This is a genomic window from Cupriavidus sp. 22TCCZM01-5, assembly GCF_057798915.1.
In genome coordinates, this window is sequence record NZ_JBYOJR010000010.1 from 103,756 (window position 1) to 115,786 (window position 12,031).

The 12,031-nt window shown below is 63.8% G+C and carries 13 protein-coding genes and 1 tRNA gene; all 14 read left to right on the top strand.

The annotated features are described in order from the left end of the window. Nucleotides 1-29 precede the first annotated feature (29 nt). The 14 genes from soxC to AC3FNH_RS12480 all read left to right on the top strand — a co-directional run bounded on the left by soxC (nt 30) and on the right by AC3FNH_RS12480 (nt 12,028). Nucleotides 30-1,379, top strand: coding sequence for a sulfite dehydrogenase (soxC, locus tag AC3FNH_RS12415; RefSeq protein ID WP_488720243.1), 1,350 nt, complete (start codon nt 30-32; stop codon nt 1,377-1,379). Continuing rightward, nucleotides 1,363-2,403: a c-type cytochrome gene (locus AC3FNH_RS12420; RefSeq protein WP_488720244.1), complete on the top strand. Its 1,041-nt coding sequence runs from the start codon at nt 1,363-1,365 to the stop codon at nt 2,401-2,403. Before soxC ends, AC3FNH_RS12420 begins: the two co-directional genes overlap by 17 nt. A 117-nt stretch (nt 2,404-2,520) precedes the next feature. After that, entirely contained in the window at nt 2,521-2,847 is a 327-nt protein-coding gene (locus AC3FNH_RS12425; protein WP_276098854.1) for a c-type cytochrome, read from the top strand. A gap of 166 nt (nt 2,848-3,013) precedes the next feature. Continuing rightward, nucleotides 3,014-3,469 carry a thiosulfate oxidation carrier protein SoxY gene (gene soxY / locus AC3FNH_RS12430; RefSeq protein ID WP_488720245.1) on the top strand — a complete coding sequence of 152 codons (456 nt, stop codon included), beginning with the start codon at nt 3,014-3,016 and terminating at the stop codon, nt 3,467-3,469. A gap of 40 nt (nt 3,470-3,509) precedes the next feature. Next, nucleotides 3,510-3,821 (top strand): thiosulfate oxidation carrier complex protein SoxZ, encoded by a 312-nt coding sequence (gene soxZ / locus AC3FNH_RS12435; protein WP_276098852.1) that lies wholly within the window; start codon nt 3,510-3,512, stop codon nt 3,819-3,821. A gap of 67 nt (nt 3,822-3,888) precedes the next feature. Next, nucleotides 3,889-4,347, top strand: coding sequence for a DsrE family protein (locus AC3FNH_RS12440; RefSeq protein ID WP_488720246.1), 459 nt, complete (start codon nt 3,889-3,891; stop codon nt 4,345-4,347). Nucleotides 4,348-4,423: 76 nt separating this feature from the next. Continuing rightward, a complete protein-coding gene (gene soxA, locus AC3FNH_RS12445) occupies nt 4,424-5,230 on the top strand; it encodes a sulfur oxidation c-type cytochrome SoxA (RefSeq protein WP_488720247.1) in 807 nt (268 codons plus the stop codon). Nucleotides 5,231-5,248: 18 nt separating this feature from the next. Continuing rightward, nucleotides 5,249-5,923 (top strand): sulfur oxidation c-type cytochrome SoxX, encoded by a 675-nt coding sequence (gene soxX, locus AC3FNH_RS12450; RefSeq protein ID WP_276098849.1) that lies wholly within the window; start codon nt 5,249-5,251, stop codon nt 5,921-5,923. 10 nt (nt 5,924-5,933) lie between these two features. Next, the gene (locus AC3FNH_RS12455; protein WP_488720248.1) at nt 5,934-6,431 is read left to right on the top strand and encodes a TlpA family protein disulfide reductase; all 498 of its coding nucleotides are present in this window, start codon (nt 5,934-5,936) and stop codon (nt 6,429-6,431) included. A gap of 121 nt (nt 6,432-6,552) precedes the next feature. After that, complete coding sequence (soxB, locus tag AC3FNH_RS12460) at nt 6,553-8,274, top strand: thiosulfohydrolase SoxB (RefSeq protein ID WP_488720249.1); 1,722 nt, start codon at nt 6,553-6,555, stop codon at nt 8,272-8,274. Between the two features lie 73 nt (nt 8,275-8,347). Next, a tRNA-Ala gene (locus AC3FNH_RS12465) sits at nt 8,348-8,423 on the top strand. 1,230 nt (nt 8,424-9,653) lie between these two features. Continuing rightward, nucleotides 9,654-10,676 carry an ADP-ribosylglycohydrolase family protein gene (locus tag AC3FNH_RS12470; RefSeq protein WP_488720250.1) on the top strand — a complete coding sequence of 341 codons (1,023 nt, stop codon included), beginning with the start codon at nt 9,654-9,656 and terminating at the stop codon, nt 10,674-10,676. Nucleotides 10,677-10,799: 123 nt separating this feature from the next. After that, on the top strand, nt 10,800-11,270 hold the full coding sequence (locus AC3FNH_RS12475) for a hypothetical protein (RefSeq protein WP_488720251.1): 471 nt from the start codon (nt 10,800-10,802) through the stop codon (nt 11,268-11,270). Next, a complete protein-coding gene (locus AC3FNH_RS12480) occupies nt 11,267-12,028 on the top strand; it encodes a DUF1828 domain-containing protein (protein ID WP_488720252.1) in 762 nt (253 codons plus the stop codon). Before AC3FNH_RS12475 ends, AC3FNH_RS12480 begins: the two co-directional genes overlap by 4 nt. The last annotated feature ends 3 nt before the right edge of the window (nt 12,029-12,031 follow it).

The window sequence follows — 12,031 nt, forward strand, 5'->3', positions numbered from 1 at the left end:
CCACGGCGAGCGTGCCGGAGGAGACGGCATTGCAGGAACGCACCCCGCGCGGGCGCATCGTGCCCGCGCCCGAGCACTTCGTCAGCACCTCGCTGCAGCAGGACATTGCCCGGCACGGGCTCGACAGCCCGCGCCGCGACTTCCTGCGCAAGAGCTTCCTCGGCGCGGCGGCCGGGATCGCGGCAGTCGGCCTGGGCCGGCGCGCGCTGGCCGCTGATGGCGATCCCGCCATCCTGGAACCGCAGCCGTGGGCCACATCTCTGGGCCAGCCGGTGGCGGCGCGGCCGTACGGACAGCCTTCGGTCCATGAGAAGAACCTCGTGCGGCGCGAGTCGCCGGGACTGACGCGCGTGTCGGCGGCCTCGGTCGCGTTTGCGCCGCTGCAGGGGCTGTTCGGCATCATCACGCCCAGCGGCCTGCATTTCGAGCGGCACCACCAGGGCTGGCAGGACATCGACCCGGCCCGCCACCGCTTGATGATCAACGGGCTGGTCAAGGCGCCGCGCGTCTATACCATGGACGACCTGATGCGCCTGCCGTCGGTGTCGCGCATGCATTTCATCGAGTGCGGCGCCAATACCGGCATGGAGTGGGGCAACGTCGCGGTGCCGACGGTGCAGTACACCCACGGCATGCTGTCCTGCTGCGAATTCACCGGCGTGCCGCTCAAGGTGCTGCTGGACGACGCCGGCGCGGACCTGCGCCGCGGCAAGTACCTGCTGGCCGAAGGCGGCGACGGCTCCGGCATGACGCGCACCATCCCGATGGAGCTGGCCGACGAGATCATCGTCGCCTGGGGCATGAACGGCGAGATGCTGCGTCCCGAGAACGGCTACCCGCTGCGGCTGGTGGTGCCGGGCGTGCAGGGCGTGTCGTGGGTCAAGTGGCTGCGCCGGCTGGAGCTGGGCGACCAGCCCTGGAACGCCAAGGACGAGACCATCCACTACGTGGACATGATGCCGGACGGCAAGCTGCGCCAGTACACCTCGATCCAGGAGTGCAAGTCCGTCATCACCTCGCCGTCGGGCGGCCAGCAGATGGTCGGCAAGGGCTTCTACAACATCAGCGGGCTGGCGTGGTCCGGGCGCGGGCGCGTGCGCCGCGTCGATGTCTCGACCGATGGCGGGCGCAACTGGCGCACGGCTCGGCTCGAAACGCCTGTGCTGTCCAAGTGCCTGACGCGCTTCAACCTGGACTGGGTCTGGGACGGCGGACCGGCCATCCTGCAAAGCCGCGCGATCGATGAAACCGGATACGTGCAGCCCAGGATGGGGCAATTGCGCGCGGTGCGCGGCACGCGCTCGATCTACCACAACAACGCCATCCAGAGCTGGCACGTGGCCCAGGGCGGGGAGGTGTCCAATGTCCATGTGGGCTGACACGGCGCGCGCGCTGGCGCTGGCGGCCGGCTGCGTGGCCTCCGCGGCCTGGGCTGGCACGGCAGACACGGCCGCGGCACGCACGGCACTGGGCCGCACCGCGACCGCGGCCGAGGTGGCCGCCTGGGACATCGACGTGCGCCCCGATTTCCAGGGCCTGCCCAAGGGCAGCGGCACGGTGGCGCAGGGACAAAAGATCTGGGATGGCAAATGCGCGTCCTGCCATGGCGACTTCGGCGAATCGAACGAAGTCTTCTCGCCCATCGTGGGCGGCACCACGGCCGACGATATCCGCAGCGGCCGCGTCGCCGCGATGACCGGCAACCAGCCGTACCGCACCACGCTGATGAAGGTCAGCACGGTCAGCACGCTGTGGGACTACATCCACCGCGCGATGCCGTGGAATGCGCCGAGGAGCCTGAGCGCCGACGATGTCTACGCCGTCACGGCCTATCTGCTGAACCTTGGCGAGATTGTCCCGTCCGACTTCACGCTGTCGGACGCCAACATCGCCGAGGTGCAGCGCAAGATGCCGAACCGCAACGGCATGACCACGGAACACGGGATGTGGCCCGGCCGCGGCCGGGCCGATACGCACAACGTCGCGTGCATGAAGGACTGCGAGTCAACCGTGAAGGTGGTCTCGGCCATGCCGGACTACGCGCGCGATTCGCACGGCGACCTGTCGCAGCAGCAGCGCGAGTTCGGACCCACGCGCGGCGTGGTGGCGCTGGCTTCGGCGAGGGCGGTGCCGGTCGCCACTGCGCCGGTGGCACCAGGCGCGAAGCTGACCGGCCAGTACCAGTGCATGGCGTGCCACGCCCTCGATCGCAAAGTGGTGGGTCCGTCATTCTCGGATATCGCCAGCAAGTATCGCGGGCAGGGTGATGCTCACGCCGCGCTGGAGCGCAAAGTCAAGGCGGGCGGGCAGGGCACCTGGGGCAGCGTGCCGATGCCACCGCAGCCACAGATCCCCGATTCGGACATCCGCGCCATGGTGGGGTGGATTCTTGAGGCAAAATAGCGGACTGGCCGCTGGAGTGCCCCCAGGCGGCGGCCAGAGTGTGTCGCGCCGCAGCGCAGTCCGTTTGTGGCGCGGCCTTTGCCGTCCCCACGGCTTTACAAAGCTTGGAGCTTAATAATGAAGCAGTTTGTCATCGCAGCGCTGATGCTGGGCGCCGCCGCATCGGCCCACGCGGTCGATGCCGCCAAGGCACAGGAGATCGCCAACAAGAACGCCTGCATGGGTTGCCACCAGGTCGACAAGAAGCTGGTTGGCCCGGCCTACAAGGACGTGGCCGCCAAGTACAAGGGCGACAAGAACGCCGTTGCGACCCTGGTCAAGAAGGTCAAGACCGGCGGTTCGGGCGTGTGGGGTCCTGTGCCGATGCCCGCCAACACCGGCCTGAGCGACGCTGAGGCGAAGACGGTGGTGGAGTGGGTCCTGGCTGGCTCGCCGGCCAAGTAAGCAAGGCCCGCAAGGGCAGACGCACCGATGCAACGGGCCGGCGGGCATGCGCCACGCGGGCCTGACACAAAGCACAGCGGCCGGCCAAGCACCGGCCGCATGCAGGACGCACCGCCCCAGGCGGTCAACCACGTGTGGGAACGGAGTAGCTGGAGAGCTAAGCACAATGAATTCCAAACGACGAGAAATGCTGCGGGTCACCGCTGTCCTGTCGCTGATGGCTGCAACCGGCCTGATCACCGAAGCCCAGGCAGCCGAGTGGAACAAGACCGCTTTTGACGGCAAGAGCGTGGCCGACGTGATCAAGGCCCTGGGCGGCAGCGCTACCGAGAAGAGCACCGCCATCACCTTCAACGCCCCGGACATCGCCGAGAACGGCGCCGTGGTGCCGGTGGCCGTGACCAGCGCGATCCCGGATACCGAGCAGATCGCCATCATGGTCGAGAAGAACCCGAACACGCTGGCCGCGGATTTCGTGATCCCGGCGGGCACCGAACCGTTCGTCTCCACGCGCGTGAAGATGGGCCAGACCTCCGTGGTGCATGCCGCGGTCAAGGCCGGCGGCAAGTGGTACGTGGCATCCAAGGAAATCAAGGTCACCTTGGGCGGCTGCGGCGGTTGAGCCCCCGCCAACCCACGATCATCTGCAACAGGAGAGAGCAATGGCAGACCCGATGCGCGTACGCGCCACCGAGAACGGCGGCGTGGTAGACGTCAAGATTCTGATGAAGCACGACATGGAAACCGGCCAGCGCAAGGACGGCGCCGGCAAGACCATTCCGGCGTGGCATATCCAGACCGTGAGCGCCCAGTGCAAGGGCAAGGAAGTGTTCCGCGCGCAGTTCGGCCCGGCGGTGTCCAAGGACCCGTTCCTGAACTTCAAGTTCAAGGGCGGCGCCAAGGGCGACAAGGTCGCCGTGACCTGGATCGACAACCGCGGCGACAAGCGCACCGACGAGGCGACCATCGCCTGATACCCGTCCGGCGCGCGCGGCCGTCGTCTGCTATGGTTCTGGTCGGAAACTGACCTCGGGAACAATCATGCGGCGAGCATTCATTCGGGCATCGGCGGCGCTGGCCGCCATCGGACTGGCGGCAAAGGCGGAGGCGCAGGCGGCGCCGGCCGCGTCGGCAGGCAAGGGCGGGCGCGTCAAGGTGGTGTACCAGCTGTCGGAAGGCATCGACCAGGCGGTGCGCGCGATGGGCAACCTGCGCAACCACCTGAACGCCGCGCCCGACACAAAACTTGTCGTGGTCGCGTTCGGCTACGGCGTGGATTTCCTGGTGGAAGGCGCCAAGGATGCGCGCGGCAACACGTTTGAAGGCCCGGTGGGCGCGCTGGCCTCGGCCGGTGTCGAATTCCGCGTCTGCCGCAATACGCTGACGGCACGCAAGATTTCCGAATCGAGCCTGCTGATGGAATCGAAGATCGTACCGGCCGGCGTGGTGGAGATCGCCCGCCTGCAGTTTGATGAAGGCTACGCCTACATCAAGCCTTGAGGACGGCCCGGGCAAGGGAAGGCCCGCAGACAGAAGAATGACCTGGCGCATGAGCGGCCGGGAGGAGAAGCCCCCAATGACCAAGATCCGACGCCTTGCCACAGGCGCCGCGGCGCTGACCCTGGCGGCCGCCGTGCACGCGCAGGGCAGCACCGCCGACGAAATCGCCAAGTACCGCCAGATGCTGGCCGAAGGCAACCCGGCTGAATTGTGGGAAGCCGCCGGCGAAGAGCTGTGGAAGAAGCCCGCCGGCCCGAAGAACGTATCGCTCGAGCAGTGCGACCTGGGCAAGGGCCCGGGTGTCACCAAGGGTGCCTACGCCGAACTGCCGCGCTACTTCAAGGACACCGCCAAGGTGATGGACCTGGAGCAGCGTCTGGCCTACTGCCGCGTGACGCTGCAGGGGTTGACCAGGGAAGAGGCGATGGCCAACCCGTTCTCGTCGTCGGGCAAGCCGTCGGACATCGAGCGCCTGGTCTCGTACCTGACCGCCGAGTCGCGCGGCGTGAAGATGAACGTCCAGCTCGGCCACCCGGAAGAGCAGCGCACCTACGCGCTGGGCCAGAAGATGTTCTTCTACCGCGGCGGCGCCTATGACTTTGCCTGCGCCACCTGCCACGCGGTGGACGGCCAGCGCATCCGCCTGCAGGACCTGCCCAACCTGCTGACCGAGAAGGGCGCGCAGGCCGCCTACACGACGTGGCCCGCCTACCGTGTCTCGCAGGGCGAGGTACGCACCATGCAGCACCGCCTGTACGACTGCCTGCGCCAGCAGCGCTTTCCCGAGCCAGCCTACGGTTCGGACGTGATCACCGCCCTCACCATGTTCCTGGCCAGGAACGCCAACGGCGGCACCTACGATGGCCCCGCCATGAAGCGCTGACGAGCACGGGAGACAGACATGCAAGGAATCACCAAGCAATACGCCGTGTGGGCGGTTGCCGCGCTGACCCTGGCGGCCAGCGCCGGTGCCGTCGCGCAGGACAGCGCAAAGGCCAAGCCGGCGGCAAAGGCGAAAGCGATCACCGTCAGCGCCGCTGACATGAAGCACCTGATCGAAGGCTCGTTCTCGTCGAAGGGGCCGGCCACTGTCGAAGGCGTGCTCAACCAGGACGCCATGCAGCAGGCCTGCAGCCAGTACCCGGACCGCTCCAAGGTGCCGGCGGCCACGGCAAAGAAGATAGAGGCCGCCGAGCTGAAGCAGGTCAAGTATCCGGCCGACGGCAAGTGGCTCGGCGACTGGAAGGAAGGCGAGAAGATCGCGCAGAACGGCCGCGGCATGCAGTTCACGGACCCGGTCGGCGGCACCAACGGCGGCAACTGCTACGCGTGCCACCAGATGACCAAGGCGGAGATCTCGTTCGGCAATATCGGCCCGTCGCTGTACCAGTACGGCAAGCTGCGCGGCAATTCCGACGACGTGGTCAAGTACACCTGGGGCAAGATCTGGGACTCCAGCGCCTATGCGGCCTGCTCCAACATGCCGCGCTTCGGCCACAAGGGCATCCTGACCGAAACGCAGATCCGCGACGTGATGGCGCTGCTGCTGGACCCGGCCTCGCCGGTCAACCAGTAAGGACAAGGGCATGCTGCGCGTTCGCACCGCCTTCATCGCGTGGCTGCTGGCCTTCGGCCTGATGGCCGGCGCCGGCAGCGCCGGCGCGCTGGAGGTCGGCGACACCGTGCGGCTGCCCGATGTGCGGACGCTCGATGGCCGCACCCTGAGCGCGGCATCGCTGGCCGGCAAGCCGCTGATCGTCGAAGTGTGGGCTTCATGGTGCCCGTTCTGCGCCCTGCAGAACCCGCGCCTGCAGAAGCTCCACGAACGCACGCGCGGCACGCCGCTGCAGGTGCTGACCATCAGCATCGACAAGGATCCGCGCGAGGCGACGGAGTACCTGCGCAAGCGCGGCTATACCTTCCCGGTTACCATGGATTCGCCGGCGCTGCGCAGTGCATTCAGCCCGCGCAAGGGCCTGCCCGAGCTGTACGTGATCGACGCGCGCGGCCGCGTGGTGCAGAAGGAAGTGGGCGAGATGCTCGACGACGAAGTCGCGGCGCTCGACCGTTACGCCAGGCCCTGAAGATTCCTTGCCGCGTGCGGACGCCCCTCCGTGCATGGCCAACTTGAAACGATGCCGGAACGCCCTTGCATGCGTGCGGGGGCCCAACCGGCACGCCGATTCCACAGGAAGAGACGAAGACATGAACCGACGCGAGTTCCTGCAGGTGCTGGCCATTGCCGGCGCCGGCGGCATGAGCTTCCCCGCCAGCGCGGCCCAGGCGGCGAAATCCGCCGAGGCCATGTACGACCTGCCGCGCTTCGGCAATGTCCACCTGCTGCATTTCACCGATTGCCATGCGCAGCTGCGGCCGGTGTATTTTCGCGAACCCAACGTCAACCTTGGCATCGGCGCCTATGCCGGCAAGCCGCCGCACCTGGTCGGCGACGCGTTGCTGCGCCACTATGGCATTCGCCCCGGCACGCCGCAGGCGCATGCGTTCACCTACCTCGATTTCACCGAGGCCGCGCAGCGCTATGGCCAGGTCGGCGGGTTTGCCCACCTGGCCACGCTGGTCAAGCGCATGAAGGCCAACCGGCCCGGCGCGCTGCTGCTCGACGGCGGCGACACCTGGCAGGGCTCCGCCACCGCTCTGTGGACCAAGGGACAGGACATGGTCGACGCGGCGCTGGCGCTCGGCGTCAACGTCATGACGCCGCACTGGGAAATGACGCTCGGCGCCGACCGCGTCAAGGAGATCGTCGAGAAGGACTTCAAGGACAAGGTCTCGTTCCTGGCGCAGAACATCAAGACCAACGACTTTGGCGACCCCGTCTTCGACCCGTACGTGATCCGCGACATCAACGGCGTGGCGGTGGCCATCATCGGCCAGGCTTTCCCGTACACGCCGATCGCCAACCCGCGCTACTTCGTGCCGGACTGGACCTTCGGCATCCAGGAAGAGAACCTGCAGCAAGTCATCGACGACGCGCGCAGCAAGGGCGCCCAGGTGGTCGTGCTGTTGTCGCACAACGGCATGGATGTGGATTTGAAGCTGGCCTCGCGCGTGCGCGGGCTCGACGCGATTCTGGGTGGCCACACCCATGACGGCATGCCGGCGCCTGTGCCGGTGAAGAACGCGGGGGGCACCACGCTGGTCACCAACGCCGGCTCCAATGGCAAGTTCCTCGGCGTGCTGGATTTTGACGTGAAGAACGGCAAGGTAACGGATTTCCGCTACCGCCTGCTGCCGGTGTTCGCCAACTACCTGCCGGCCGATCCGGCCATGGACGGGCTGATCAGGAAGGTCCGCGCGCCGTATGAGCAGAAGCTCGGCGAAGTGCTGGCCGTGAACCGCGGCCTGCTGTACCGGCGCGGCAATTTCAACGGCACCTTTGACCAGCTCATCCTGGACGGCCTGATGGAAGTGCAGGGCGCGCAGATCGCGTTCTCGCCGGGTTTCCGCTGGGGCACCACGCTGCTGCCGGGCGAGGCCATCACCATGGAGCACCTGATGGACCAGACCGCCATCACCTACCCGTACACCACGGTGACGGACATGAGCGGCGAGACCATCAAGACGATCCTCGAAGATGTGGCCGACAACCTGTTCAACCCGGACCCGTACTACCAGCAAGGCGGCGACATGGTGCGCGTGGGCGGCCTGCAGTACACCATCGACCCGAACGCCGGCATGGGCAAGCGCATCAGCGAAATGCGCCTGAACGGCCAGCCGCTCGAAGCCGGCAGGACCTACAAAGTGGCCGGCTGGGCGCCCGTGGCCGAAGAAGCGCGCCAGACCGGCGGCGCACCGATCTGGGATGTCATGGCCCAGTGGCTGCGCGCCAGCAAGGAAGTCAGCGCCCGCCCGCTGAACCAGCCGCGCGTGGTCGGCATGGAGCGCGACCCGGGCATGGCGGCCTGATGTTGCGCGGGATCATCACCCTGCGGGTACGGATTGAAGCGCCAAACGGAAGTAGGCTACAATCATCCGCGACGGGCCGATAGCTCAGCTGGGAGAGCGCTGCGTTCGCAATGCAGAGGTCGGGAGTTCGATCCTCCTTCGGTCCACCAAGAATATCAATGAAATCAAGGGCTTGCCATACCAGCAAGCCCTTTTTCTTTCTTGATTTCCCAAGATTTCTGCTTGGCTTGTCTCCCCGCAGGGTGACATGAGGGTGACAGGATTGTTGCCTGTCGGGGCGAAGCATGCCACACGGTCCGGCATAGGATCAATGGTGTCGGTCCATTGCGCCGATGATCGGTAGTCGGTCAAAGCCATTGCCGCCCATGAGATGCCACCATCGCGCATGCCATTGCGCGGATTGGCCCACCCGGTCCACATCCTTGTCATTGGAGACCGCCCATGCCACGTCCCGGTAGGAAACGACGGAGCGACGAACTGCTACCGCGTTACGGCGACATTAAACAGCTTCGCGCCAGCCTGAGTATTCGCGCTGACAGACCTCGATCATTGCCGCCAGAACGGGTGACCATGCTTACCCTACACATCGAGGGTGAATTCACAGAACCGGTAGCAGGGACTTCGCAGTTTTCCATCATGGCCTACGTCAGTGCGAACCCGGTCGTGGGTACGAAGGAGGTACCATCGATTGGCGCGTTCATTGCTATCAAGCCAGTCCTACAGGGTGTAATCGACCTATCCCAGAGCGAGTTCCAGTCTCTGCTAACGATGGCATCTGCAGGAATGCTTCGATCCTGCTATTTCGCTTTCACGAAACCTCGCTACCGTTCGGCCAAGATTGTCACCGCCGACTTCAGTTCGAGGACGGTGGACGAGCTTGACGAATAGCGGGTGCCCGTCGATGTACCAGTCTGCCACTGGCTAACTTTGCTGCGGACACCACTGCTACGGTCGATCACTGGTGTTCCACCATTGTCCAACCAGTCCGCAATGGTCACGGCGATTGCAGACCAGTCAAACAATTACAGTGAGGGCCGTAAACGGACTAGCCTATCAACCCGTTGGTGTATCTCCCCAATGATTGTCACTGTTGCCTGACCGCTGGCATGACCACTGTCCCGACTAAACCAGCGGGTACTGCTCTACACCATGGCATTGGTACCACCCGGCTTACCACTGGGCCAATACCCCAGACAGTACCCACTGGACAGTACCCCGGAATCAGTACCCCGGAAGCAGTGCCGGGACCAGTGCCGGGACGGTCCCCAATGGTTGTGACAGTCGCACGACCGTTGGTCCGCCAATCATTGGGCAATCGGCACCATTGGTCGCGTCAGTCGCTTCCATTGGCACCACCAACACCAATTCGGAGGACACTATTGACGGATAAGAACAGCAAGAACAATGGGTTCGCGTCACTATTGCCGGACCACGGCGCAAGCCCCATCGTGGGCGGACTGGTGGGGCTGTTGGTCGGAGATTCGCTTGGCGTGCCATACGAATTTCATCCTCCGGAGGACCTGCCAAGCCGCGACCTGATCGAAATGCAGCCGCCCAACTACTTCAAGCGGGCACATTTCGGGGTTCCGATTGGCTGCTTTAGTGACGACGGTGCCCAAGCCCTGTGTTTACTTGCCAGCCTGCTGGAACGAGGCACGTTTTCACTGGCAGACTTCGCCGATCGGCTGCTGCGGTGGTACGACGAAGGCTATATGGCTGTGGACGGCCACGTATTTGACTGTGGCCTGCAAACCGAACTCGCCATCGAACGGCTACGAGACGGCGTGTCACCGCTTGAATCTGGCGGGGTGGACGAACGCAGCAATGGCAATGGTTCGGTCATGCGCTGTTTGCCGCTGGCCCTGTGGCACACCGGCACCGATGAAGAACTGGTCCACCATGCGCACCTACAGTCCCTTGTTACGCACGCCCACCCACGGTCACTGGTATGTTGCGCGTATCTGTGCGTGGTGGGTCGTGGCTATCTGATGAAGCTGGACGATCCGTGGGGCTGGGCGGACCTCCGCATTGGCGCAATCTATGACGGCTGGTCCGTGGAACAAGAACGGCAGGTCCTGTTGCGCGAACTGGACGTACTGCGCAGCTTCCCCACAACCCACAAGCCAACAGGCGGCGGATATTGCATCGATACCATCTGGTCGGTGCACAAGGCCATGCAGGAAGCAACGTTTGAAGATGTGGTCAGGACCGCCATCCTGTTCGGGCACGACACCGATACGACAGCGGCAGTTGCGGGCGGCCTCGCTGGAATTCGTGCCAGTGGTGTTGCTGAAATTCCGACACGATGGCTGGAACAGTTGCGCGGGTATGACATCGTGGAATCGTTGATCTTCCGATTTGAGGCAACGGCGTCATGTCGTTCAGACCAGCAGAAACCGTGAACCGCACAGACTGACGTTTCAACCATCCGTGAAAGAGGCTGCGGCCAGTTCTCCGGCAAGGTCAGTACGCCAGTTGCGATATGATGGCTAGGTTACTTCGCTCAAACCTGCCCACTAACGTAGATGGCGAATCACTTAGACCTGCCCCGCGATGAAGCAGAAGAAATTCTTGCCTTGGAGAAGACCGCGCCGGGCGGGGACTGGCATCCTTTTTCGTCTGGCCGAATCGAAAAGTGGAGCTTGGCGGTCGGCGTGATGGCAGAAGGGGGCAAATACAAGCGTGATCTGGCGGTCGAGTTGATCTGCCTGCGGACGATGAAGCCGTTTCGAGAGTGCTACAAGTTCGGTCTGTTCAAGACGGAATGCGGTGCTCCAAGGCGAATCTACCAACTGGATACCACGACGGTGCCGTTGGGCATGCCCGGCAGCCACGACTGGCCGCATCAACATGTTGGGCAGGACAGGGAAGGTTTTGGGAAAAGTGATTTTCCGTCAACTTTTGAGCAGGCTATTGAGCATTTCCAGCGGACCGCTAACATTAGCTTTGAAGAACCCGTGGAATCTCCCTTCACGTTCGCCCTGAAATCACAATGAACTGCGCTCAACTCCTCGCGTCGATTGGCTTCCAGTGCCGTAGCCTAGTTCAGCCAAGTGGCGAGGTTATTCATTGTCTTTCCACGCCATTCCAATACTTTGATGGCGATGGCATCCATGTATTCGCGGAAGAGGCTGGCAGCGTTCTGAGATTCTTCGATGGGGGCGAGGCACTGTTTCATGTGGCCGGTTCTGGAATCAAGTTTAGGGACAACCGCTCAGTCGCCCCTATTAAGAAGCTGGTAAAGGATGCCGGTGCGGACCTATCAGAGGATGGGGAAATTTCCGCTCTAGCGATGCCAGCAGACGCAAGGTCTGGCTTTCAAAAGGTAATCACAGCCATCCTCGCCATCGCTGATTGGGAATGTGAGAACGCCGGTCTGACAAGCGACACCGCAAGCCTTGCAGCGGAAGTTGAGTTCTATTTGCAGCAGTGGAAGCCGGGGCATGAGATTCTGAGGGACCAAACAATGTTTGGCCTCTCGGGACGCTCGCATTCTTTTGACTTCTTACTGGATGGGGAACTCATAGATGTCGTCTCGTCTCGCCCACAGTCCACAGCAGCCGAAGTGAGAAAGCTTGCCGACATTCTCGGAATTCCATCTCAGGCCAAGGCCGACGTAAGAGTCATCATCGATGACCGAGGCAACGCTGAGAGGGCGCAACAAGAAGCGATCATTCTGAGCCGCTTTGCTGATGTCTGGTTGCTTTCGCACCTTCAATCACTTGTGGATAAACCATCGGCAATTCTCAACTGATTG

What these genes read in the sequence shown, in the direction of transcription:
- soxA (WP_488720247.1), top strand. Translation starts at nt 4,424, where the DNA reads ATGACCAAGATCCGACGCCTTGCCACAGGCGCCGCGGCGCTGACCCTG.
- soxZ (WP_276098852.1), top strand. Translation starts at nt 3,510, where the DNA reads ATGGCAGACCCGATGCGCGTACGCGCCACCGAGAACGGCGGCGTGGTA.
- AC3FNH_RS12425 (WP_276098854.1), top strand. Translation starts at nt 2,521, where the DNA reads ATGAAGCAGTTTGTCATCGCAGCGCTGATGCTGGGCGCCGCCGCATCG.
- AC3FNH_RS12440 (WP_488720246.1), top strand. Translation starts at nt 3,889, where the DNA reads ATGCGGCGAGCATTCATTCGGGCATCGGCGGCGCTGGCCGCCATCGGA.
- AC3FNH_RS12420 (WP_488720244.1), top strand. Translation starts at nt 1,363, where the DNA reads ATGTCCATGTGGGCTGACACGGCGCGCGCGCTGGCGCTGGCGGCCGGC.
- AC3FNH_RS12455 (WP_488720248.1), top strand. Translation starts at nt 5,934, where the DNA reads ATGCTGCGCGTTCGCACCGCCTTCATCGCGTGGCTGCTGGCCTTCGGC.
- soxY (WP_488720245.1), top strand. Translation starts at nt 3,014, where the DNA reads ATGAATTCCAAACGACGAGAAATGCTGCGGGTCACCGCTGTCCTGTCG.
- soxB (WP_488720249.1), top strand. Translation starts at nt 6,553, where the DNA reads ATGAACCGACGCGAGTTCCTGCAGGTGCTGGCCATTGCCGGCGCCGGC.
- AC3FNH_RS12475 (WP_488720251.1), top strand. Translation starts at nt 10,800, where the DNA reads ATGGCGAATCACTTAGACCTGCCCCGCGATGAAGCAGAAGAAATTCTT.
- AC3FNH_RS12480 (WP_488720252.1), top strand. Translation starts at nt 11,267, where the DNA reads ATGAACTGCGCTCAACTCCTCGCGTCGATTGGCTTCCAGTGCCGTAGC.
- soxX (WP_276098849.1), top strand. Translation starts at nt 5,249, where the DNA reads ATGCAAGGAATCACCAAGCAATACGCCGTGTGGGCGGTTGCCGCGCTG.